The following is a 20,341-nucleotide window of genomic DNA, read 5'->3' on the forward strand; positions in this document are numbered from 1 at the left end:
AGAAGGCTCAGCGGATCATGTAGACCTTCTTGATCGTCTCATGGACGGTGCAGACGCCTTTCCAGTCCTGCGGAAAGAAGGCCGCCGTGTCCGGCTCGATCTCGATGACTTCGCCGGATTCATGGACATAGGTGCAGCGGCCTTCGAGGAAGTGGCAGAACTCGTCGCGGGTGACGTGGCAGTGCCATTTGCCTGGCGTGCAGACCCACAGCCCGCATTCCGAGCGGCCTTCAGGCCCCTTGTAGAGCAGCTTGCCCGACGTGTGGGACTCACCCTCGATCATGGTCGGGATGACGCCCCAGTCGACGAGGTCGGTAATGGCGAGCGGGGATTGCATGATGGGGGTGGTCATAGGGATTTCCTTGAAATAGTGCTCACCGGCACATGAAGGCCTTGGTCAGCGTTTGCGTGATGATGGAGATACCGGTCCAGCCGGCGGGGAAGAACACGAGCGTGCCGGCTTCGACCGGAATCTGTTCGCCATTCTCATGGACATAGCTGCCGTGACCCGACAGGAAGTGGCAAAATTCATCGACGGCAAAGGTCACCTTGCGGGTCCCTGGCGTGCAGGACCACAGGCCGCATTCGCTCGATCCGTCCGGGTTTTTCGAGAGGATCCTGCCCGATGCGCGCGGCGCGCCGGCGAGCGTGTTGGCGCCCGCGCCCCAATCCTCCAGTTCCACGTTCGAGGCGCCAGGCCAATGCGGTGTCGACATGTCTTGCTCCTGATTTGCTAGGTCACGCCAGCATGTAGACGTTGCGCATGGTCTCGTGAACAGTGCATTCGCCCGTCCAGCCGGCGGGGAACATGACCACGGTGCCGGCCGACACTTCTATCACTTCGCTGACATCCGACCGGTAGGTCGCACGGCCGGAAACGAAATGGCAGAGTTCATCGCGCGGGATCGAGAGATGCCAGCGGCCCGGTGTGCACACCCATATGCCGGATTCCGGCTGGTTGTTCGGGCCCTTGTGCACGAGTTTGCCGGTGGAATGCGAGGCGCCGTCCAGTGCGTCAGGCTGGGCGCCCCAGTCGACGAGATCGGTGCGGGTGGATGCTTGGTAGAGGTGCGTGGCGGAGGGGGTCACAGCAGCGCCTCTAACAAACCCGCCGCCTTTTCCGGCCCGTTCTGCGCGTGCATCTGCGCCGAGGTCTTCGCCAGCTTGGCCTTCATCCGGGGATCAGTCAGGGAGGTCTCGATCCTGGCGACCAGCTCGGCATCGTTCCAGTCGTAGCGCGGCATGCCGAAGCCGTGGCCGGTTTCCTCGACGCGGGTCGCGTTGTCGTGGCCGTCCCAGACATAGGGCATGATGATGGCCGGTTTGCCGAAATAGAGGCACTCGGTGAACGAGTTGTTGCCGCCATGGTGGATCACGGCGTCGACCTGCGGGATCACCGAAGGCTGCGGGAACCAGCTCTCGACGATGACGTTACCGGGCACATCCGTGTACTGGTCCTTGTAGCCGCCGACATTGACCAGCGCGCGGTAGCGCGTCTTGCCCAGCGTGGCGATGATGCGCTTCAACAGCTCGACATCGCCGGCACCGAGGCTGCCGAAGGAGACATAGAGCAGCGGCCCATCATTGTTCTTCGCGAAGGTCGGCACCGCGTAAGGTTTCTCCTGCCGCACGCAGCCTTCGAGATACTGGAACTTTGCCGGATCGAGCGGATGGCGGCGCTTGAACTTTGCGGCCTCGGGATAGAGCAGCAGGTTCAGATAGGGCGAGGCCTCGAAGAACTGGCCGACCGGATAGGGCGCCTCGTTGTTGGCGGTGAGAAACGCATTGAAGTCGTCATGGATCGGCTTGATCACCGCGTTGAAGCGGTCGCGGTAGCGCTGGTGGCCGGCATGATCGTTCTCGCCGCAGCCTGAGAGATGCGGTGGGATGTCCTCGTCCTCGATCTCGTTTTCCGAGCAGGAGATGACACGCACCCACGGCTTGCCGAACTGCTTGATCGCCGGAAACAGGATGACGTTGTCGACGCAGATGACATCCGGCTTGATGGCGGCCAGGACGCGCGGCAGGTCCTTCTGCGCCCATTTGGCGCTGTCGACGATCGCCGTCCAGCAATCCTTCACATAATTGTCGACCTGGTCGTAGGGCGATTTGCGGAAGTTGGGGATGTGGCCGTTGATGAAGTCTTCCCAGAACTTGGCCATCTGCTCGGGCGGCATCGGTTCGGACAGGTTCACCGGATGCGCCTCGAAGCCATAGCCGCGGTAGACCTCGACGAAGCCGGGATCGGACAGGAACACGGCCTTGTGGCCACGGGCCTCGACGGCTTGCGCGATGCCGACGGAATTGAGCGCCGGGCCGTAGGCGGCTTCCGGGAAAAAGGCGATCGTCTTCTGCGCCATCAGGCTTCTCCTCTCATTCTGCGAAAATTCTGACATCGGCGGCGTCCCAGCCGAGTTCGACCGGGTCGCCCGACGAGACCGGCCGGCGGTCAGCGGCGTCTGATGTGACGCGCACCAGGAACGGCTTTGGCGACAGCGGTGTGCGGACATGCAGCTGCAGGTCGAGCCCGTGGTACGCCAGTGCCTCGACCGTGCCGGCGGTGCGGTTCGCGGTCTCGGGCGACGGGAACAGCCGGATGCGTTCGGGCCGCACAGAGGCCACGGCCGATGCACCCGATGTGAGTGTGGCGGGGACCTTGCCAGTAATGCCTGCGCCATTCGCGGCGATCACGCCGTCGGCTGACGCCTTGCCCGGCACGAAATTCATCACGCCTATGAAGTCGGCGACAAAACGATCGGCGGGATGTTCGTAGATCGCGTGCGGCGTGTCGCATTGCAGCAGCTTGCCGTCCTTCAGCACTGCCATCCGGTCGGCCATGACCAGCGATTCTTCCTGGTCATGGGTGACGATGACGAAGGTGATACCAACCTCATGCTGCAGGCGCTTCAGCTCCAATTGCATGGCGCCGCGCAGTTTCTTGTCGAGCGCGCCGAGCGGCTCGTCGAGCAGCAGCAGCCGGGGCCGCTTGACCAGCGCGCGGGCAAGCGCGACACGTTGCTTCTGGCCGCCGGACAATTGCTCGGGCTTGCGGTCGGCGAAGGGGACGAGTTCGGTGGTTGCCAGAATGGCGTCGACGCGGGAGCGGATTTCGGCCGCCGGCAGTCGCTCCATTTCGAGGCCATAGGAGACATTGGCGCGGACGCTCATATGCGGGAACAGCGCGTAGGACTGGAACATCAGATTGACCGGCCGCTTGTTGGGCGGGGTTTTGGCGATGTCGCGGCCATCGAGCAGGATGCGCCCGTCATTCGGTGTCTCGAAGCCGGCCAGCATGCGCAGCAGTGTGGTCTTGCCGCAGCCGGACGGGCCGAGCAAAGCGAAGAACTCGTTCTCGCGGATGTCGAGCGAGATGCCGTCGACGGCGGTGACGCGGCCGAACTTCTTCGACACATGATCGATGGCCAGCAGCGTGCGCGGTTCGCTCATTGGCCAATCATCCCCCTGTTAAGCCGCTGCGACAGCGTCAGCGCGGTGATCGAGACCGCCATGACGATGGTCGCCAGCGCGTTGATCTCCGGCGTGATGCCGAAGCGGATCATGGCGTAGATCTGCATCGGCAGCGTGGTCGAGGCGCGGCCGGCACCAGCGGTGAAGAAGGCGATGATGAACTCGTCGACCGACAGCGTGAAGGCAAGCAGCGCGCCGGCGATCACCGCTGGCGCGATGACCGGCAATGTCACGCGCCGGAAGGTGGTGAGCGCGGAGGCGCCTAGATCGGCGGAGGCCTCGACGATCGACCAGTCGAAACTCTTCAGCCGAGCCCGCACCACCGAGCAGACGAAGGCGAGGTTGAAGACGACATGGGCGAGGATGATGGTGTGCAGGCCCATGGTCAAATTGAGCATGGAAAAGAACGACAGCAGCGCGATGGCCAGCACGATGTCGGGAATGATCATCGGCGCGAAGATCAGGGCTTCGAGCCCCTTGCCATATTGCCGGCGCATCTCGACGCCGATGGCCAGCAGCGTGCCGAGCAGCGTGGCGATGGCCGTCGAAACGACAGCCACGATCAGCGTGTTGAGCGCGGCGGACAGGATCGCGGAATTGTGGGCTAGCGAGACATACCATTTCAGCGAAAAGCCTGACCATGCGGTCGGCAGTCCGCCTTCATTGAACGACAGCGCCACCAGCACGGCGATCGGGATGTAGAGGAAGGCGAAGACGAGAATGAGCACGATCCAGAGCGTGCGCCGCGTCGTAGGGGAGCGCTCAGCCATCGGCGTCTCCCGCAGCCTGCGCCCGCCCCGATGCGCGGTTGGCGGCCAGGGCCTGCGCCATCAGCACGAGAAGCATGATGGCGATCAGCGCCATGGCGAGAGCGGCTCCGAACGGCCAGTCATTGGCGGTCAGGAACTGGTCGTAGACGAGATTGCCGATCATCTGGAAGCGGCCGCCGCCGAGCAGCGCCGGCGTGACGAAATTGCCGATCGACAGCACGAAGACGAAGACGGCGCCGGCAGCGATGCCGGGCACGGTCAGCGGCAGGATGACACGGCGAAATGTCGTGGCGGCGGAAGCGCCGAGGTCGCGCGAGGCCTCGGCGAGTTCGGGGTTGAGGCGCGACAGCGGCGCGTAACAGGCGAGGATGACGAAGGGCAGGTAGTTATAGACGAGGCCGGCGATGACCGCGCCTTCCGTATAGAGCATCGACGGCGGCTCGCCGGTGTAGCCGAACCAGCGCAGGAGCTGGGTGATCAGGCCCTCGCGGTTGAGCAGCACGATCCAGGCATAGGTGCGGATCAGATAGTTGGACCAGAACGGCAGCACGGCAAAGAACAGGAACACCGGCTGCCACCGGCGCGGTGCCGCCGCGATAGCGTATGCGGCGGCATAGCCGATCACCACCGCGATCAGCGTGGCGGTGCCGGCAATGCGCGCCGAATTGAGGAAAATGCCGGCATAGAGCGGATCGAAGACCAGCCCGAAATTCTCCAGCGTGAAAGTGTAGTCGATGCCGCCATAGATGCCGCGCCGGAAGAAGGCCAGCGCCAGCACCAGCGCGCACGGCACCACCATCAGCGCGGTCAGCCAGACCAGCGCCGGGGCCATCAACAGGGAGGAACGGGAGGTTCGCGTCATGCCGCACCCCTGCCGATCTCAACTGCATCGAAATGGTGTCTCGGCAGTTGCCCCCTCACCTGGATTGCCATCCGAATTGCGAAGGGCAATTCGAGGCAATCCGACCTCTCCCCGAGGGGAGAGGAGGTGGCCAGCGCCGACGCTTTCCTCTTCTCCCCGCCGGGGAGAAGGTGGCCGCGAAGCGGCCGGATGAGGGGGCGCTGCGCTGAAGATTGGCGACAGGCCGCGATCCAGCAAATCTCCCCCCTTGAGGGGGAGATGGCCGGCAGGCCAGAGGGGGGCGACACGGAACGCAAGCTTGCTTCCAGGATGCTGTTGGAGCTTCCGCTTACTGCGCGGCCTTGATCTCGCTGACGATCTTGGAATAGTCGCGCTGGGCGTCGCCGACGTCGCGCAGCTGCTCGAACTTGACGAGGTCGGCGACCGGCATCGCCATGTTGGGGAACTTTGCCAGAAAATCGGCCGGCAGGCTCTCCATGGCCGGCTTGTTCGGCACCTTGTAGTCGATGTTCTGCGCCGCCCAGGCGTGGTTCTTGGCGTCCAGCATGAAGTTGATGAACTTGAAGGCGTCGTCCTTGTGCTCGGATGCCTTCATCACCACCATCGTGTCGACCCATAGGTCCGAACCTTCCTTGGGGATGACGTATTTGATCTCCGGCTTCTCGGCGATGCCGTAATTGCACCAGCCGTCCCAGGCCTGCACCATCAGCGCCTCGCCGGAAACCAGCTTCGAATAGAAGGTGGTGTCGTCATAGGCGAGCAGGGTCTTCTTGGCGGAGATCAAGAGGTCCTTGACCTCGGCCATCTTGGCCGGATCGGTCTCGTTGACGGAAAAGCCCTTGTCGAGCTGCCCGGCGGCCAGCAGCCAGCGATCGGTTGCCAGCATGGTGGTCTTGCCCTTCAACTCGTCGGAAGGCGCGAGCAGATCGCTCCAGCTCGTCGGCGCCGTTTTGATCAGGTCCGAGCGGTAGCAGAGGCCCGTCGTGCCCCAGGTGTAGGGCACGGAGAAAGTATTGCCGACATCGTGCGGCAGCTTGGTCGCTTCGGTGTAGAGGTTGGCGAGATTGGGGATTTTGGCGTGGTCGATCGGCTCGGTCAGGCCGAGCTTGTTCAGGACTTCGGCAAAGGGCGAGGAAACGAAGACCACGTCATAGCCCTTGCCGCCGGCGGCGATCAGCTTGCCCATGATCTCTTCATTGGTGGCGTGCACCACCACCTCGCCGGAGACGCCGGTCGCGGTCTTGAAGGAAGCCATGGCGTCGGGGGCCATGTAGCCGTCCCAGTTGGAGATGACGAGGTCGGCGGCATCAGTCGGCGCCGACAGCGCGAGGGCAAGGCCGAGAGCGATTGAAGAAACCTTGAGCGCACGGCGCCGCGGGCTGGTAGCGGTCATGGCAGACTCCCATTCCGGTTGATCGTCGAATTCTGTGCTGGATCCGGCGCGGCCCATGCCGCAGCTCTCGATCCTGTTCCCTCGGTCTTTTCTCGCCGATTGCACAGACAGTACTATTGCAGAAAAAAGTACGTCAATCCATAATCTGCCAATCGACCGAGGAATCTGGCTGATTGCGTCCGCGCCGGCGATCGGTCAAACCAATAAGGTCATGTCCGCCACCCGAGACCAGTCATGCAAGCCGCAGCCCGACGACCTCGCACCAATCATCTCGATCTGGCGCAGCGCATCCTCGATGTGGCGCGCCAGCGCGGCTTCGAGCCCGGCGCCCGGCTGCCCGAGCAGCAGATTGCCTCGCTCTGCAATGTCTCCCGCACGCCCGTCAGGGCGGCGCTCAGCCTGCTCGCCGAACGGGGTGTCGTGCGCTGGGAGGCCGATACCGGCTATCATCTGGCTGTCGACCTTGCCGCGCAGTCGGCAATTGCCACCGAATTGCCCGCTGCGGAGGAGGACGAACTCGCCGAGGCGATCCTCCGCGACCGGTCAGCGCGGCGATTGGGCCAGACAGTGACCGCCGCAGGGTTGATGCGACGGTACAGCGCCGAGCGAAAGACGGTACTAAAAGCTCTCAATAAACTGACTGAAGAGAATCTGCTGGACCGCGCGCCCGGCCAGTCCTGGCTTTTCCGCCGTGCGCCCGACGATCCGGAGGCGCAAGGTGAGAGCTATGAGTTCCGGCTGCTGCTTGAGCCCGCGGCGATCCTGACGCCTGGCTTCCGGCCGGATGGCGCGCGGGCGGCGGCGTTGCGCCAGGGCATGGACGCGTTGTCGGCGCTGCCTGATGCTGTCTTTGACGCGCGCGAGTTCCAGCGGCTGGACATCGATTTCCATGGCATGATCGCAGAGGGCTGCGCCAACCGCTTCATCACCGATGCACTGTCCGATCATCTCAGGCTGCGCCGGCTGCCGGGCATCTACGGCGGTGTCAACGTCTTCCGGCTGCGGCAATCCTTGCTGGAACACCTGAACATACTCGACCATCTTGAAAGCCGGCAGTATGAGGTGGCGGCCGACCTGCTTCGCATCCACCTGCGGCTCTCCCGCAACCAGCGACCGCAAGCGGCCAGCCGTGGAGCTCCCGCACTGTTTGGCATGATCAGCCGGCCGGAATGAAGAGGATTAATTGACGCGTAAAGCCAGCCCGACCATCGCGCTGTTTCCCGAAGCAAGCTTCGGTGCGGCGTTGAATTGCGTCGGCATCGCGCAGGCACTACGCGCCAGGGGCGCCCGGCCGGTCTTTATCTGCCATGCCGGCTTCTCCGGTGTTTTTGCCGACTATGGGTTCCAGGAATACCAGCTGCCGACCGACGAGCCGCTGAGCGACAGCGAGCGCCAGAGCTACTGGCAGGCCTTCGTGCGCCGGCACCTGCCGCATTTCAGGCTGAGCCCGATCGACCAACTGGAGACCTATGTCGCGCCGACCTGGCAAGCGATTGTCGACACCGCGGTCAATGCCGAGGCGCCTTTGCGCCAATTGCTGGCGCGGCTGAAGCCGGACGCGGTGGTGCTCGACAATGTCATCATGTTCCCCGCGATTGCGACGGCTGGCTGTCCGTGGGTGCGCGTCGTCTCCTGCGCCGAGACGGAGTTGCCCGATGCCGAAGTGCCACCCTACCTCTCGGGGATGGGTGCCGACGACCCGCAACGGGCGGCATTTGAGGCGCGCTATCTCACAGCGTCGGCCCCAGCGCACGACCGCTTCAACCGCTTTCGCGCGGATGCCGGCCTGGCGCCATTGCCCAAGGGCCTGTTCCTGGAAAGCTCGCCCGACCTCAATCTGCTGTTGACGCCGGCGATCGTGCGGCGCGAACGGGCCGAGCCGCTCGACCCCCAGCGCTTCATCTATCTCGAAGGCTGCGTGCGGTCGGAAGGGCCCTTCGAGGTGCCGGTGTTTCCGCGAAATGCCGGGCCGCTGGTTTATGTCGCCTTCGGCAGTCTCGGTGCCATGGATGTCGGCCTGATCGAACGCATGCTCGCCGTCTTCGACAGGCTGCCGGCACGCTTCATCGTCAATGTCGGCGGCCTGCGCGATGCCTACCGCGCGGTGCCGGACAATGTCTATCTCGACTCCTGGTTTCCGCAGCCTTCGGTGGTGGCGAAGTCCGACCTGTTCATCCATCACGGCGGCAACAACAGCTTTTGCGAGGCGCTGCGCTTCGGCGTGCCGTCGCTGATCATGCCCTATTGCTGGGACGGACACGACAATGCGCGCCGCGCCGGAGAGACAGGCGTCGGCGACCATATCGGCCGGGATGCCTGGACCGAAGGAGTATTGGAGAGAGCGATTCTCGGCCTGCTGGCCGATGACGCCATGCGCGCCCGCCTGAGGGACAATGCAGCCAGGATGGCGCTGCAACCCGGAACGGACGTGGCCGCGCAAGCCATACTCTCTCTGATACGGACTTGAACGAAATGCCTGACAAAAACACGAATACCGCCTCCAACGATCCCAAGGCCTGGCTGGCCCAGCACGGCATCAACGAAGTCGAGTGCCTGGTGCCTGACATGAACGGCGTGCCGCGCGGCAAGGCGCTGCCGACGGCCAAGTTCCTCAAGGCGCTGGAAGACCGCGCGCTCTATCTGCCGAGCAGCGCTTTCCTGGTCAGCATCGATGGCCGCTATACCGGCTCGATCGACGAGGGTTTTGCCTATTCGGACCCGGACATGCGCATGGTGCCTGACGTCTCGACGCTCTGCCTGGCGCCGGGTGCCGGCGCTGGCAAGGCCTACGTCTTCGCCGACGCCTTCCACATGGACGGCAGGCCATGGATGACCTCGCCGCGTCATGTGCTGCGGGCCGTGCTCGATCTCTACCGCCAGCGCGGCTGGCGGGCCGTGGTGGCGCCGGAGCTTGAATTCTATCTCACCGCGCCCAATCCCGATCCGGACAGACCATTGACCGCCCCGGTCGGTAGCAATGGCCGCGCGGAAACTGTGCAGCATCCCTATGACATGGCGGCGCTGGAAGAGTTCGAGCCGGTGATCCGCCGCGTCTATGACTATGCCGCCGTTGCCGGGCTGCCGCTCGACACGCTGATCCATGAATCGGGCACGGCGCAGCTGGAGATCAATCTGCTGCATGGCGACGCGCTGACGCTGGCCGATCAGGTGCTGCTGTTCAAGCGGCTGACGCGCCAGGCCGCGCAGCAATGCGGCATGCATGCCACCTTCATGGCCAAGCCGATCGCGGCCCAGGCCGGCAGCTCGATGCATCTGCACATGTCTGTTGTCGACGAGGCGGGCAATGCGCTGTTTGCCAGCGCTGATGACGCCGACACGGAGATGTTCGGCCATTTCATTGGCGGCCTGCAGAAATATGTCCCCGAGATCATGCCGCTGTTTGCGCCCAACGTGAACTCGTTCCGCCGCATAAGGCCGAACCACAGCGCGCCGGCCAATATCGAGTGGTCGCATGACAATCGTTCTTGTGGTTTGCGCGTGCCGGCCGGTGGCCGCGCCGCGCGACGGGTGGAGAACCGCCTGCCGGGTGCTGATTGCAATCCCTATCTGGCGATCGCCGGCTCGCTTCTCGCCGGCTATCTCGGCGTCGAGCAGAAACTGGCACGCTCGGCGGAAGCCACGGGCAACGCCTACAAGATCAAGAGCACGCTGCCGAAGACCCTGGAGGAGGCGCTCGACCGCTTCACCGCTTGCGAACCGGCGCGGGCATTGCTCGGCGAGGATTTCTTCCAGACCTATCTGCGCGTCAAGAGCGTCGAGCTCGACCTGTTCCAGAGCGTGGTGACGAGCTGGGAACGCGACCATTTGCTGCTGAAGGTGTGATCATGGCCTCCAGTTCAACGGGTTTCAATTCCGGTCTCGATATCGGCAAATCCTACTATGTCGCCACCGCCAATCCGGCGCCGGACCATCCAGCACTTGTCGGCGATGTCGAGGCCGACCTGGTTGTCGTCGGCGGCGGCTGCACCGGCCTGTCGGCCGCCCTTCATGCCGCCGAGCGCGGCCTGAAGGTGGTGCTGCTCGAAGGTGGCAAGATCGGCTGGGGCGCCTCGGGCCGCAATGGCGGCCAGATGATCCCCGGCCTGCGCAAGGGCGCCAAGGGCCTGGTCAAGCTCTACGGGCCCGAGCGGGCGAAGGTGCTGTTCGACCTTGCCTTCGAAGCGCGTGGCCTGGTGCTCGGCCTCATCGAGCGCCATGCCATTGATTGCGATGTCAGGCTGACCGGCCATCTGGTCGGCGCAGTCAACGGCTCCGATCTCAGGGATCTGGAAGAAGAGGCGAAATGCCTCGAAAGCGTGATGAAATTCCGTGATGTCGAGATCCTGTCAGCACCGGAAGCCCGGACCAAGGTCGACACACCTTACCATGGCGCGATGTATGAGCCGCTGGGCGGCCACATGCATCCGCTGAACTACACGCTCGGCCTTGCCCGCGCGGCCGTGGCCGCCGGCGTCGTCATCCACGAGAATTCGGTGGCTGTGAAGCTGGAGCGCGAGCCTTCGATCCGGGTCTCGACAGCAAAGGGTTCGGTCAAGGCCAAGCATGTCGTGCTGGCGGGCGATGCGCTGCTCAATGGGCTGGAGCCGCGTGTCAACAGCCGCATCATGCCGGTCGGCAACTACATCGTCGCCACCGAGCCGTTGGAAGGTAAACGCAACGTCATCCCGGCCAATGTCGCGGTGTCGGACACACGCTTCGTCGTCAACTACTACCGCATGTCGGCGGATGGCCGCCTGCTGTTCGGCGGTGGCGAGCGCTACACGCCATCGCCGCCGGCCGACATTGCCGGCTTCGTGCGGCCCCACATGGAAGCCACCTTTCCACAGCTCAAGGGTTGCCGCATCGATCATGCCTGGGGCGGGCTGGTGTCGGTGACGACGTCGCGGCTGCCGCATGTCGGGCACTATGGCGAGGTCTATTTCGCGCATGGCTATTCCGGCAAGGGCGTCATCCTGTCGACGCTGTCGGGCAAGCTGCTGGCGGAAGCGATCACGGGCGATGCCTCACGGCTCGATCTGTTCTCGACGCTGACGCCAATGCCGTTTCCCGGTGGAACGGCGCTGCGTGGTCCGCTCTATGTGCTGGGCATGCTGTGGTACGCGATGCGGGATCGCATCAAGCATTGAGGTCGACCTAAACCACAAAGAAATCCTCGATGCGCTGCCGGGCCTCAAGCAGCGCCGGCAGGATTTCCTGCTCCATCTCCGCGACCGAAAACCGCGCCGACTGGGTCGAGACGTTGATGGCCGCGACCGTGTGTTCCGCTCGGTCGCGGATCGGCACGGCGATGGAACGCAGGCCGAGTTCGAGCTCTTCGTCGACGATGGCAAAGCCATCGGCCTTCGCCCTACCGATGGCGCCGGCAAGCAGCCCAATGTCGACGATCGTCTTCGGCGTCCGCCTCTCTATGGTCGCCTGGTTGAGAAATGCCTCCAATTCCCCGGACGTCAGGCCGGCAAGCAGGATGCGGCCCATCGACGTGCAATAGGCCGGCAGCCTGGTGCCGACATCGAGCGACACGCTGAGGATGCGGCGACCGGGGATGCGGGCGACATAGACGACATCGTGGCCCGACAGGATCGCCGCCGAGCACGCCTCGTTCAACTGCGTTGCAACAGCACGCATGATGGGGGCGGCAAAGCTCCACAGCGAGCCGCCGCCGAGCCAGGTACGAGAGACGGTCAGCAGGCGCGGCGACAGCGAGAACACGCGGCCGTCCTGCGTGGCATAGCCGGTGGCGACAAGAGTCAGCAGGAAGCGGCGGGCGCCGGCGCGGGTCAGGCCGGCTTCCTCGGCCATCTCGGTCAACGTCATGCCTGAGGGATGGCGGGCGAGGATCTCCATGACGGCAAGGCCGCGCTCGAGCGAGCCGACATGGTCACGGGAAGGGGCTTCTTCGTCCATCTCACCTCCTCCTGGCCGTTTCGCCGGGTTGACTCTGTGCGTTCTGTCAATGTAGAAAGTATCGCATAGAATACATATGTTCGCAATACGAACATTTTGAATGCGGAGCCGATGCAATGGTCAAGTTCCTGCCGCTCAAACAGGCCGTGGCCGAGAATCTGAACAATGGCGATTCCGTCGCCTTCGAAGGCTTCACCCATCTGATCCCGACAGCTGCGGCGCATGAGGCAATCCGCCAGGGATTTCGCGACCTAACCCTGATCCGCATGACGCCGGACCTGATCTACGACCAGATGATCGGCATGGGCATGGCTAAAAAGATCGTGTTCTCTTATGTCGGCAATCCGGGCGTCGGCCTGCTGCGGCGCGCCCGCGATGCAATCGAGAACGGTTTCCCGCGCTCGATCGAGGTCGAGGAACACAGTCACGCCGGCATGGCCAACGCCTATGAGGCGGGCGCTGCCGGTCTGCCCTGCGCGGTGTTTCGCGGCTATCGTGGCGCCGGTTTGGCGGCGGTCAATCCGAACATCAAGTCGGTCACCTGTCCGTTCACCGGCGAGGTGCTGGCGGCCGTTCCCTCCATCCGGCCCGATGTCACCTTCATCCATGCGCAGAAGGCCGATAAAAAAGGCAATGTGCTGGTCGAGGGCATCATCGGCATCCAGAAGGAAGCGGTGCTGGCGGCTAGGCGCGCCGTGGTGACGGTCGAGGAAGTGGTCGACAATTTCGACGGTCTGCATCCCAACCTGACCGTGCTGCCGCGCTGGACCATCGCGGCGATATCGGTCGTGCCCGGCGGCTCGCATCCGTCCTATGCGCACGGCTATTACGCGCGCGACAATGCCGCCTATCTGGAATGGGACGAGATCGCCGCCGACCGGGAAAAGTTCCAAGCCTGGATGCAGGCAAACGTCATCGAGAGCAGCGCCGACGATTTCGCTGATCGAGTCGAGCATCTGAGGAAAGCGGCATGAGTGAGCTGGGCTTCACCCCCAACGAGATGATGACGATCGCCGCCAGCCGCGCGCTGGGGAATGACGATGTCTGCTTTGTCGGCATCGGCGCGCCGTCCGCCGCCTGCAATGTGGCGCGGCTGACGCATGCGCCTGGCATCACCTTGATCTATGAGAGTGGCACGATCGGGACCGCGCCCGACGTGCTGCCGCTCTCGATCGGCGATGGCGAATTGTGCGAGACCGCGGTCACCACTGTCGCGGTGCCGGAGATGTTCCGCTACTGGCTGCAGGGCGGCCGCATTTCCATAGGCTTCCTGGGCGCTGCGCAGCTCGACAAGTTCGGCAACATCAACACCACGGTCATCGGCGATTATTTCCACCCGAAGACCCGATTGCCCGGTGGCGGCGGCGCGCCGGAGATCGCGACCTCGTCGAAGGAGGTCTACATCACCATGGCGCAGACCAAACGCGGCATGGTCGAAAAGATCGATTTCTTCACCTCCTTCGGCCACGGCGAGGGCGGCGATCATCGCAAGCGGCTTGGCATCGACACATCAGGGCCGACCTTGCTGATCACCGATCTCGCCATCTGGAGGCCGGACCCGGCGACCAAGGAATTCACGGTCGTGTCGCTGCATCCGGGCGTGACTCGCCAGCAGGTGCAGGAGACCTGTGGCTGGGTGGTCAAGTTCGCCGCAGCACTTGACGAAACACCGCCGCCAAGCGAACTCGAACTCAAGACATTGCGCGACCTGCAGGCCCGCACCAAGGCGGCGCATGAAGGAACCGGAAAAGGGAAAGCTGCCTGACATGGCCGAGGCCTATATCTGCGACTACGTCCGCACGCCGATCGGGCGCTTTGGCGGTTCCCTGTCTTCCGTGCGTGCCGACGACCTTGGCGCCATCCCGCTGAAGGCGCTGGCCGAGCGTAACGCCAGCATCGACTGGCAGGCGATCGACGACGTCGTCTATGGCTGCGCCAACCAGGCCGGTGAGGACAACCGCAACGTCGCGCGCATGGCGCTGCTGCTGGCCGGCCTGCCAAAGGAAATTCCGGGCTCGACCGTCAATCGCCTGTGCGGCTCGGGCATGGATGCGCTGACTATCGCAGCCAGAGCCATCAAGGCTGGCGAAGCGGAATTGATGATCGCGGGCGGCGTCGAATCGATGAGCCGGGCGCCCTTCGTCATGCCCAAGGCCGACACGGCGTTTTCGCGCAATGCCGAGATCTACGACACCACCATTGGCTGGCGCTTCGTCAACCCGCTGATGAAGAAGCAGTATGGCGTCGATTCGATGCCCGAGACCGGCGAGAATGTCGCCGAGGATTTTTCAGTGTCCCGCGCCGACCAGGACGCCTTTGCCGTGCGCAGCCAGGACAAGGCTGTCGCCGCGCAGGCCAATGGCAGGCTGGCCAAGGAAATCACTGAAGTGACGATCCCGCAGCGCAAGGGCGATGCAATTGTTGTCTCGAAGGACGAGCACCCCCGCGCGGGCACCACGGTCGAGGCGCTGGCCAAACTGCCGACGCCGTTCCGCCAGGGTGGCACGGTGACGGCCGGCAATGCGTCCGGCGTCAATGACGGGGCGGCGGCGCTGGTCGTTGCTTCCGAAGCAGCAGTGAAAAAATACGGCCTGACGCCGATCGCTCGCATTCTCGGCGGAGCCGCCGCCGGTGTCGCGCCGCGCATCATGGGTATCGGCCCGGCGCCGGCGACGCAGAAGCTCTGCGCGCGGCTTGGCCTGACACCACAACAGTTCGATGTCATCGAGCTCAACGAAGCCTTTGCCTCGCAAGGCATCGCCGTGCTGCGCCAGCTTGGCATCGCCGAGGATGCCGAGCACGTCAACCCGAATGGCGGCGCCATCGCGCTCGGCCATCCCCTGGGCATGTCCGGCGCGCGCATCTCCGGCACTGCAGCGCTGGAACTGCGCGAACGCGGTGGCCGCTATGCGCTGGCCACCATGTGCATCGGCGTCGGCCAGGGCATCGCCATCGCGCTCGAACGGGTGTGACCGAAGGCTTTTTTGGCCGGCCAGAATCTGGACCGGATTCGGCGCGTCGCTAAATTTGACCATGTGGACAAAAGTCCGGACCCGTTCCATAGTTCCCCGTCTGATTTTTAGAACAGCCGGCTCGACACGGCTGTCGAACAGAGGGGAATGCAATGGAAAACCGGAACAACAAATTCCAGATAAAGCGCGACGGGCTGTCGCGGCGCAATGTGCTGGAGCTGGGCGCGCTGGGTCTCGCCGCGGCGATGCTGCCTGGCGCCGCCTTCGCCAAGGACAAGAAGCTGAAGGTGGCGGCGATCTTCGCCACGCCGATCGAAGAGCCGTGGGACAATCAGGTCCATGTCGCGCTGCTGAAGGCGCAAAAGGAACTCGGCATCGAATACAAATGGTCTGAAAAAGTGCAGACCGCCGATTTCAGCCGCGTCATGCGCGAATATGCGCAAGGCGGCTACCAGCTGGTGCTGGGCGATGCCTTCGCGGCCGAGCGCGAGTCGCGCCGCACGGCCAAGCAGTTTCCCAAGACCGCCTTCCTGTTCGGCTCAGGCGCCGGCCCGGCGGAACCCAATTTCGGCGTCTTCGACAACTGGATCCACGAGCCCGCCTATCTCTCCGGCATCATTGCCGGCAAGATGTCGAAGTCGGGCACGGTCGGCGCCGTCGCGGCGATGGGCATTCCGGAAGTGAACCGGCTGGTCAACGCCTTCTTTGCCGGTGCCAAGGAGGTCAATCCGAACATCAAGAAGAAGGTTTCCTTCATCGGCTCCTTCTTCGATCCGCCAAAGGCCAAGGAAGCGGCGGTCGCCCAGATCGACGCCGGTGTCGATGTCATCTATGCCGAGCGTTTCGGTGTCATCGAGGCGGCGGTGGACAAGAAAATCCTTGCCATCTCCAACATGTCCGACCAGTCGAGCCTCGGCCCCGATACGGTTATCACCGGCCCGGTCTGGGACATGTATCCGACGGTCGAGCAGGCGATCAAACTGGTCAAGGCCGGCGTCTTCACCGCGCAGGACTATGGCGATTTCTCGCGCATGGCCAAGGGCGGCTCGTCGCTCGCGCCCTACCACAAGTTCGACAAGACGCTGCCGGCCGAGGTCAAGGACCTGGTCGAGAAGAAGAAGGCCGAGATTCTCGAAGGCAATTTCCGGGTGGATGTCGACGAGAACACGCCGGTTTCGGATTGAGACCTGGTTGAGGGAGGCGCGAGGCCCCCCTCTCTGTCCTGCCGGACATCTCCCCCTCAAGGGGGGAGATTGGCAGCGTCGGTCTTGGCGCTTCTCCTGCGACGTGGAAAATTGGCGAAGGCCGACACGACATCTGATCTCCCCCCTTGAGGGGGAGATGTCCGGCAGGACAGAGAGGGGGGCCCCGCGTTGACCCTCCCAGTAAGCCAACCCCCAAAGCCAAACCCTTCGGGAGCACCCTTGCCCGCCCCACTCATCGAAATGCGCGGCATCACCAAGAGTTTCGGCGCCGTCAAGGCGAACGAGGCTGTCGACCTATCTGTGGCGCCTGGCGAAATCCTCGGGCTCCTCGGCGAGAACGGCGCCGGCAAGACGACGCTGATGAATGTTCTGTTCGGCGCCTATGCGCCGGATGCCGGCGAAATCCTCATCCAGGGCCAGAAGGTGCGGATCACCAGTTCGGCCGACGCGCTGGCTGCCGGCATCGGCATGGTGCATCAGCATTTTCACCTGGCGCCAAGGCTCACGGTGCTCGAAAATCTGCTCATCGGCATTCCCGGCAAGGCAGGGCGGATCGATCGCGCCGGCGGGCTGGCGCGGCTCGCTGAAATCGGCCGCCAGCATGGGCTGACGCTGGATCCCGACTTGCCGGTCTCGGCGCTGTCGGTCGGCGAGCAGCAGCGGCTCGAAATCGTCAAGGCGCTGTTTCGCGGCGCCAAGCTGTTGATCCTCGACGAGCCGACGGCGGTGCTGGCGCCGAGCGAGGTCGACGGGCTGTTCTCGGCGCTGCGCTCGATGGCAGCGCAAGGCCTCGGCATCATCTTCATCTCGCACAAGCTCAACGAGGTGCGGGCGCTGACGCATCGCTGCACCGTGCTGCGGCTCGGTCGCGTTGCCGGTCGTGTCGATGACCCAGCCAACACGACATCGGCTGAAATGGCGCAATTGATGTGCGGCCATGAGATCGTGCCGCCGGCAAGGGGGCCATCGACACCGGGCGGAGCGGTGCTGACACTCGACGGCATTTCCACCTCAAAGCATTCGGGCACGACGCTGCGCGATGTGTCGCTTGCCGTTCGTGCCGGCGAAATCCTCGGCATTGCCGGCGTGTCGGGCAATGGCCAACGGGCACTGGCGGAGGTCATCTCGGGCGTTCGCGCGCCCGACACCGGCCAGATGACGATCGCCGGCAGCAAGGTGACACGATTCTCGCCGCGTGAGGTGCAGGCGCTCGGCCTTGGCCGCATCCCGGAAGACCGCATGACCACCGGCCTGGTCACCAATCTGCCGCTCGCCGACTCCATGGTGCTGCCCCGCATCGGCACCGCCGCCTTCAGTAGCAAGGGGCTGCTCAAGCCGGACGCGATCCGCGCCTTTGCCGAGGCACAGATCAAGGCCTATGATATCAGATGCCCCGGACCGATGACCCGCGCCGGCGCGCTCTCCGGCGGCAATTTGCAAAAGGCGCTTTTGGCGCGCGAACTCGCCTTCGATCCCAGGGTTTTGATCGTCTCGCAGCCGACGCGCGGCCTCGACATCGGTGCCGCCCGCTTCATCCATGAAAAATTCCTCGACATGCGGGCCAAGGGCTGCGGCATCATCGTCATCGGTGAGGATCTCGAAGAGTTGCTGGTGCTCTGCGACCGCATCGCGGTGATGTATGAGGGCCGCATCGTCGGCACGCTCGACAGCACTGACGCGACGATCGCGCGGCTCGGCCTGCTGATGACCGGGGCGGAGGGCCACAGCTGATGTTTCGCCTGGAAGTCCGCACGTCGACGCCCGCCTGGTTCAACCTGGCGCTGCCGCTGCTGGCGATCGCGGCGACGCTCATCCTGTGCAGCGGGCTGATCGCGCTGGCCGGTGCCGGCGTGCTCGAATCCTACGGCGTGATGTTCACGGCCTCGCTTGGCGACAGCTATGCGATCACCGAAACGCTGGTGCGCGCGGCGCCGATGATCTTCACCGGGCTGGCGGTTGCCGTCGCGTTCCGGGCAAAGTTCTGGAACATCGGCGCCGAGGGGCAGTTGCTTGCGGGTGCGGTGGCGAGCTGCTTTGTCGGCGCCATTCCGATGCCGGGGCCGCTCGCCATGCTGTTGATGGCAATCGCCGGTGCTGCCGCGGGCGCCGCGGTCGCGCTGGTGCCAGCGACACTGCGGGTAAAATTCAAGGTCGATGATGTCGTCAGCTCGCTGCTGCTCAACTCGGTCATCTACTACGCGCTGATGGCGCTGATCGAAGGGCCATGGAAGGATTCCTTCAGCGGTTATCCGATCTCGCCGCCGATCGAGGATTCGGCGAACTTCCCGGTGCTGATCGAAGGCACGCGGCTGCATCTCGGCGTTGTGGTAGCGCTGATCGCCGCACCTTTGATCTGGTTCCTGATCGTGCGGACCACACTCGGCTTCAGGATCAGGGTCACCGGTGAGAATCCCGAAGCCGCACGCTACGCCGGCATCAACGTTGAGCGCGTGCTGCTCTCGACCGCCTTGCTGTCGGGTGCTCTCGCCGGGCTTGCCGGCGTCGGTGAAGTGGGCGGCGTGCATTTCCAGGTGATGAGCGACATCTCGCCGGGCTACGGCTATTCGGGCATCGTCGTCGCCATGCTGGCGCGGCTCAATCCGCTCGGCGTCGTGCCGGCGGCGATCTTCCTGGCCGCCGTGATGACCGGCGCCGAGGCGATGTCGCGGGCGACCGGTGTGCCGGCCTTCCTCAGTGATGTCATTCAGGGCACGGCGCTGCTTGCCATGCTGGTGGCGCTGCTGTTCACAGCCTACCGCATCCGCCGGGTTGGGGCCTCCCAATGAGCGCGGTCTTCGAACAGATTTTTCAGGTCGGTTTTTTGGCAGCGATCATCCGCATCGCCACGCCCCTGGCTTTCGCGACGCTCGGCGAAATGTTCTCCGAGCGGGCCGGCGTGCTCAATCTCGGCATCGAAGGCATCATGCTGCTGTCGGCCATGACCGGCTTCACCGCCACCAGCCTCAGCGGCAGCCTGTGGCTCGGCGTGCTGGCGGCGGTGCTGACCGGCATGCTGATGGGCGCGCTGCACGCGCTGTTCACCGTGGCGCTTGGCCTCAGCCAGCATGTCTGCGGCATTGGCGTCACCCTGTTCTCGTCGGGCCTCGCCTATTTCCTCTACCGGCTGATCTTTGGCCAGCAATCGGTGCCGCCCAGCATCAAGGGTTTCCAGACGCTGCCGATCCCGGTGTTGTCCGACATTCCGGTGCTGGGGCCGGCGGTGTTCAACCAGTTCGCCCTGGTCTACATGGCGATCATCGCCATACCGCTGGCCGCCTTCGTGCTTTATCGCACGCCCTGGGGCCTGTCGGTGCGCATGGTCGGCGAGAACCCGCGCGCGGCGGACTCCGCCGGCGTCAGCGTCATTGCCACACGCTTCCAGGCGGTCATTCTCGGCGGTGCGTTGATGGGGCTTGCCGGCGCCTTTCTGTCGATGGCGCAGTTCAACGCCTTCACCTTCGGTGTGGTGTCGGGGCGTGGCTGGGTGGCGATTGCGCTGGTCGTGTTCGGCCGCTGGGATCCCTGGCGCTCGGCGGGGGCCGCGCTGCTGTTCGCGTTTGTCGATGCCTTGCAGCTCCGTATGCAGGCGAGTGGGCTCGGGCATATCACCTACGAAACGTTCCTGATGCTGCCCTTCATCTTCACCATCGTCGCGATGGCTGTGATGTCGCGCAATGCGGTGGCGCCGTCGGCGCTGTTGAAGCCATTCCGACGCGAGGAGCGTTAGACGAGTGGACCTTCCGTCC

20 protein-coding genes are annotated in these 20,341 nt (G+C 64.2%); 11 read left to right on the forward strand and 9 right to left on the reverse strand.

The window, feature by feature from the left end:
- Positions 1 to 7: 7 nt before the first annotated feature.
- The 8 genes from ACZYHG_RS08475 to ACZYHG_RS08510 form a co-directional block, all read right to left on the reverse strand.
- Complete coding sequence (locus ACZYHG_RS08475; RefSeq protein ID WP_027059488.1) at positions 8 to 352, reverse strand: cupin domain-containing protein; 345 nt, start codon at positions 350 to 352, stop codon at positions 8 to 10.
- A gap of 22 nt (positions 353 to 374) precedes the next feature.
- Positions 375 to 716: a cupin domain-containing protein gene (locus ACZYHG_RS08480; RefSeq protein ID WP_464613399.1), complete on the reverse strand. Its 342-nt coding sequence runs from the start codon at positions 714 to 716 to the stop codon at positions 375 to 377.
- Between the two features lie 22 nt (positions 717 to 738).
- The gene (locus ACZYHG_RS08485; protein WP_464613400.1) at positions 739 to 1,089 is read right to left on the reverse strand and encodes a cupin domain-containing protein; all 351 of its coding nucleotides are present in this window, start codon (positions 1,087 to 1,089) and stop codon (positions 739 to 741) included.
- On the reverse strand, positions 1,086 to 2,360 hold the full coding sequence (locus ACZYHG_RS08490; RefSeq protein ID WP_464613401.1) for a glycosyltransferase: 1,275 nt from the start codon (positions 2,358 to 2,360) through the stop codon (positions 1,086 to 1,088). The genes ACZYHG_RS08485 and ACZYHG_RS08490 overlap by 4 nt, the downstream gene beginning before the upstream one ends.
- A 13-nt stretch (positions 2,361 to 2,373) precedes the next feature.
- Positions 2,374 to 3,447 carry an ABC transporter ATP-binding protein gene (locus ACZYHG_RS08495; protein ID WP_464613402.1) on the reverse strand — a complete coding sequence of 358 codons (1,074 nt, stop codon included), beginning with the start codon at positions 3,445 to 3,447 and terminating at the stop codon, positions 2,374 to 2,376.
- Positions 3,444 to 4,238, reverse strand: a complete 795-nt coding sequence (locus tag ACZYHG_RS08500) for an ABC transporter permease (protein WP_464613403.1) — start codon at positions 4,236 to 4,238, stop codon at positions 3,444 to 3,446. The genes ACZYHG_RS08495 and ACZYHG_RS08500 overlap by 4 nt, the downstream gene beginning before the upstream one ends.
- Positions 4,231 to 5,070, reverse strand: coding sequence for an ABC transporter permease (locus ACZYHG_RS08505; RefSeq protein WP_464614648.1), 840 nt, complete (start codon positions 5,068 to 5,070; stop codon positions 4,231 to 4,233). Before ACZYHG_RS08505 ends, ACZYHG_RS08500 begins: the two co-directional genes overlap by 8 nt.
- Positions 5,071 to 5,428: 358 nt before the next feature.
- Positions 5,429 to 6,493 carry a polyamine ABC transporter substrate-binding protein gene (locus ACZYHG_RS08510; RefSeq protein ID WP_464613404.1) on the reverse strand — a complete coding sequence of 355 codons (1,065 nt, stop codon included), beginning with the start codon at positions 6,491 to 6,493 and terminating at the stop codon, positions 5,429 to 5,431.
- Between the two features lie 234 nt (positions 6,494 to 6,727).
- On the opposite strand from ACZYHG_RS08510, the gene ACZYHG_RS08515 reads away from it, so the two are divergent.
- Genes ACZYHG_RS08515 through ACZYHG_RS08530 form a run of 4 tightly spaced genes read left to right on the forward strand, consistent with a single transcriptional unit; the run spans position 6,728 to position 11,640 of the window.
- A complete protein-coding gene (locus tag ACZYHG_RS08515; RefSeq protein ID WP_464613405.1) occupies positions 6,728 to 7,666 on the forward strand; it encodes a GntR family transcriptional regulator in 939 nt (312 codons plus the stop codon).
- Positions 7,667 to 7,676: 10 nt separating this feature from the next.
- Complete coding sequence (locus ACZYHG_RS08520; RefSeq protein ID WP_464613406.1) at positions 7,677 to 8,960, forward strand: glycosyltransferase; 1,284 nt, start codon at positions 7,677 to 7,679, stop codon at positions 8,958 to 8,960.
- Between the two features lie 5 nt (positions 8,961 to 8,965).
- Positions 8,966 to 10,336 (forward strand): glutamine synthetase family protein, encoded by a 1,371-nt coding sequence (locus tag ACZYHG_RS08525; protein ID WP_464613407.1) that lies wholly within the window; start codon positions 8,966 to 8,968, stop codon positions 10,334 to 10,336.
- A gap of 2 nt (positions 10,337 to 10,338) precedes the next feature.
- On the forward strand, positions 10,339 to 11,640 hold the full coding sequence (locus ACZYHG_RS08530; protein WP_464613408.1) for an NAD(P)/FAD-dependent oxidoreductase: 1,302 nt from the start codon (positions 10,339 to 10,341) through the stop codon (positions 11,638 to 11,640).
- A gap of 7 nt (positions 11,641 to 11,647) precedes the next feature.
- On the opposite strand, the gene ACZYHG_RS08535 is transcribed toward ACZYHG_RS08530, so the two are convergent.
- Positions 11,648 to 12,418 carry an IclR family transcriptional regulator gene (locus ACZYHG_RS08535; RefSeq protein WP_464613409.1) on the reverse strand — a complete coding sequence of 257 codons (771 nt, stop codon included), beginning with the start codon at positions 12,416 to 12,418 and terminating at the stop codon, positions 11,648 to 11,650.
- 116 nt (positions 12,419 to 12,534) lie between these two features.
- On the opposite strand from ACZYHG_RS08535, the gene ACZYHG_RS08540 reads away from it, so the two are divergent.
- From ACZYHG_RS08540 to ACZYHG_RS08570, 7 genes are all read left to right on the forward strand, one after another.
- Positions 12,535 to 13,392 (forward strand): CoA transferase subunit A, encoded by an 858-nt coding sequence (locus ACZYHG_RS08540; RefSeq protein ID WP_464613410.1) that lies wholly within the window; start codon positions 12,535 to 12,537, stop codon positions 13,390 to 13,392.
- Positions 13,389 to 14,183, forward strand: coding sequence for a CoA-transferase subunit beta (locus ACZYHG_RS08545; RefSeq protein WP_464613411.1), 795 nt, complete (start codon positions 13,389 to 13,391; stop codon positions 14,181 to 14,183). Before ACZYHG_RS08540 ends, ACZYHG_RS08545 begins: the two co-directional genes overlap by 4 nt.
- 1 nt (position 14,184) lies before the next feature.
- Positions 14,185 to 15,390, forward strand: a complete 1,206-nt coding sequence (gene pcaF, locus ACZYHG_RS08550; RefSeq protein ID WP_464614649.1) for a 3-oxoadipyl-CoA thiolase — start codon at positions 14,185 to 14,187, stop codon at positions 15,388 to 15,390.
- A 152-nt stretch (positions 15,391 to 15,542) separates the two neighbouring features.
- Positions 15,543 to 16,574, forward strand: a complete 1,032-nt coding sequence (locus tag ACZYHG_RS08555; RefSeq protein WP_464613412.1) for a BMP family protein — start codon at positions 15,543 to 15,545, stop codon at positions 16,572 to 16,574.
- A 240-nt stretch (positions 16,575 to 16,814) separates the two neighbouring features.
- Complete coding sequence (locus tag ACZYHG_RS08560) at positions 16,815 to 18,326, forward strand: ABC transporter ATP-binding protein (protein WP_464613413.1); 1,512 nt, start codon at positions 16,815 to 16,817, stop codon at positions 18,324 to 18,326.
- Positions 18,326 to 19,381 (forward strand): ABC transporter permease, encoded by a 1,056-nt coding sequence (locus tag ACZYHG_RS08565; RefSeq protein ID WP_464613414.1) that lies wholly within the window; start codon positions 18,326 to 18,328, stop codon positions 19,379 to 19,381. The genes ACZYHG_RS08560 and ACZYHG_RS08565 overlap by 1 nt, the downstream gene beginning before the upstream one ends.
- Positions 19,378 to 20,322: an ABC transporter permease gene (locus tag ACZYHG_RS08570; RefSeq protein ID WP_464613415.1), complete on the forward strand. Its 945-nt coding sequence runs from the start codon at positions 19,378 to 19,380 to the stop codon at positions 20,320 to 20,322. Before ACZYHG_RS08565 ends, ACZYHG_RS08570 begins: the two co-directional genes overlap by 4 nt.
- The last annotated feature ends 19 nt before the right edge of the window (positions 20,323 to 20,341 follow it).

This window comes from Mesorhizobium subarcticum (genome assembly GCF_055456085.1).

Coding starts and splice junctions, on each gene's coding strand:
- ACZYHG_RS08545 (WP_464613411.1), top strand. CDS start 13,389: ATGAGTGAGCTGGGCTTCACCCCCAACGAGATGATGACGATCGCCGCC.
- ACZYHG_RS08540 (WP_464613410.1), top strand. CDS start 12,535: ATGGTCAAGTTCCTGCCGCTCAAACAGGCCGTGGCCGAGAATCTGAAC.
- ACZYHG_RS08490 (WP_464613401.1), bottom strand. CDS start 2,360: ATGGCGCAGAAGACGATCGCCTTTTTCCCGGAAGCCGCCTACGGCCCG.
- ACZYHG_RS08515 (WP_464613405.1), top strand. CDS start 6,728: ATGCAAGCCGCAGCCCGACGACCTCGCACCAATCATCTCGATCTGGCG.
- ACZYHG_RS08570 (WP_464613415.1), top strand. CDS start 19,378: ATGAGCGCGGTCTTCGAACAGATTTTTCAGGTCGGTTTTTTGGCAGCG.
- ACZYHG_RS08475 (WP_027059488.1), bottom strand. CDS start 352: ATGACCACCCCCATCATGCAATCCCCGCTCGCCATTACCGACCTCGTC.
- pcaF (WP_464614649.1), top strand. CDS start 14,185: ATGGCCGAGGCCTATATCTGCGACTACGTCCGCACGCCGATCGGGCGC.
- ACZYHG_RS08555 (WP_464613412.1), top strand. CDS start 15,543: ATGGAAAACCGGAACAACAAATTCCAGATAAAGCGCGACGGGCTGTCG.
- ACZYHG_RS08565 (WP_464613414.1), top strand. CDS start 18,326: ATGTTTCGCCTGGAAGTCCGCACGTCGACGCCCGCCTGGTTCAACCTG.
- ACZYHG_RS08505 (WP_464614648.1), bottom strand. CDS start 5,070: ATGGCCCCGGCGCTGGTCTGGCTGACCGCGCTGATGGTGGTGCCGTGC.
- ACZYHG_RS08510 (WP_464613404.1), bottom strand. CDS start 6,493: ATGACCGCTACCAGCCCGCGGCGCCGTGCGCTCAAGGTTTCTTCAATC.
- ACZYHG_RS08530 (WP_464613408.1), top strand. CDS start 10,339: ATGGCCTCCAGTTCAACGGGTTTCAATTCCGGTCTCGATATCGGCAAA.
- ACZYHG_RS08535 (WP_464613409.1), bottom strand. CDS start 12,418: ATGGACGAAGAAGCCCCTTCCCGTGACCATGTCGGCTCGCTCGAGCGC.
- ACZYHG_RS08495 (WP_464613402.1), bottom strand. CDS start 3,447: ATGAGCGAACCGCGCACGCTGCTGGCCATCGATCATGTGTCGAAGAAG.
- ACZYHG_RS08525 (WP_464613407.1), top strand. CDS start 8,966: ATGCCTGACAAAAACACGAATACCGCCTCCAACGATCCCAAGGCCTGG.
- ACZYHG_RS08500 (WP_464613403.1), bottom strand. CDS start 4,238: ATGGCTGAGCGCTCCCCTACGACGCGGCGCACGCTCTGGATCGTGCTC.
- ACZYHG_RS08480 (WP_464613399.1), bottom strand. CDS start 716: ATGTCGACACCGCATTGGCCTGGCGCCTCGAACGTGGAACTGGAGGAT.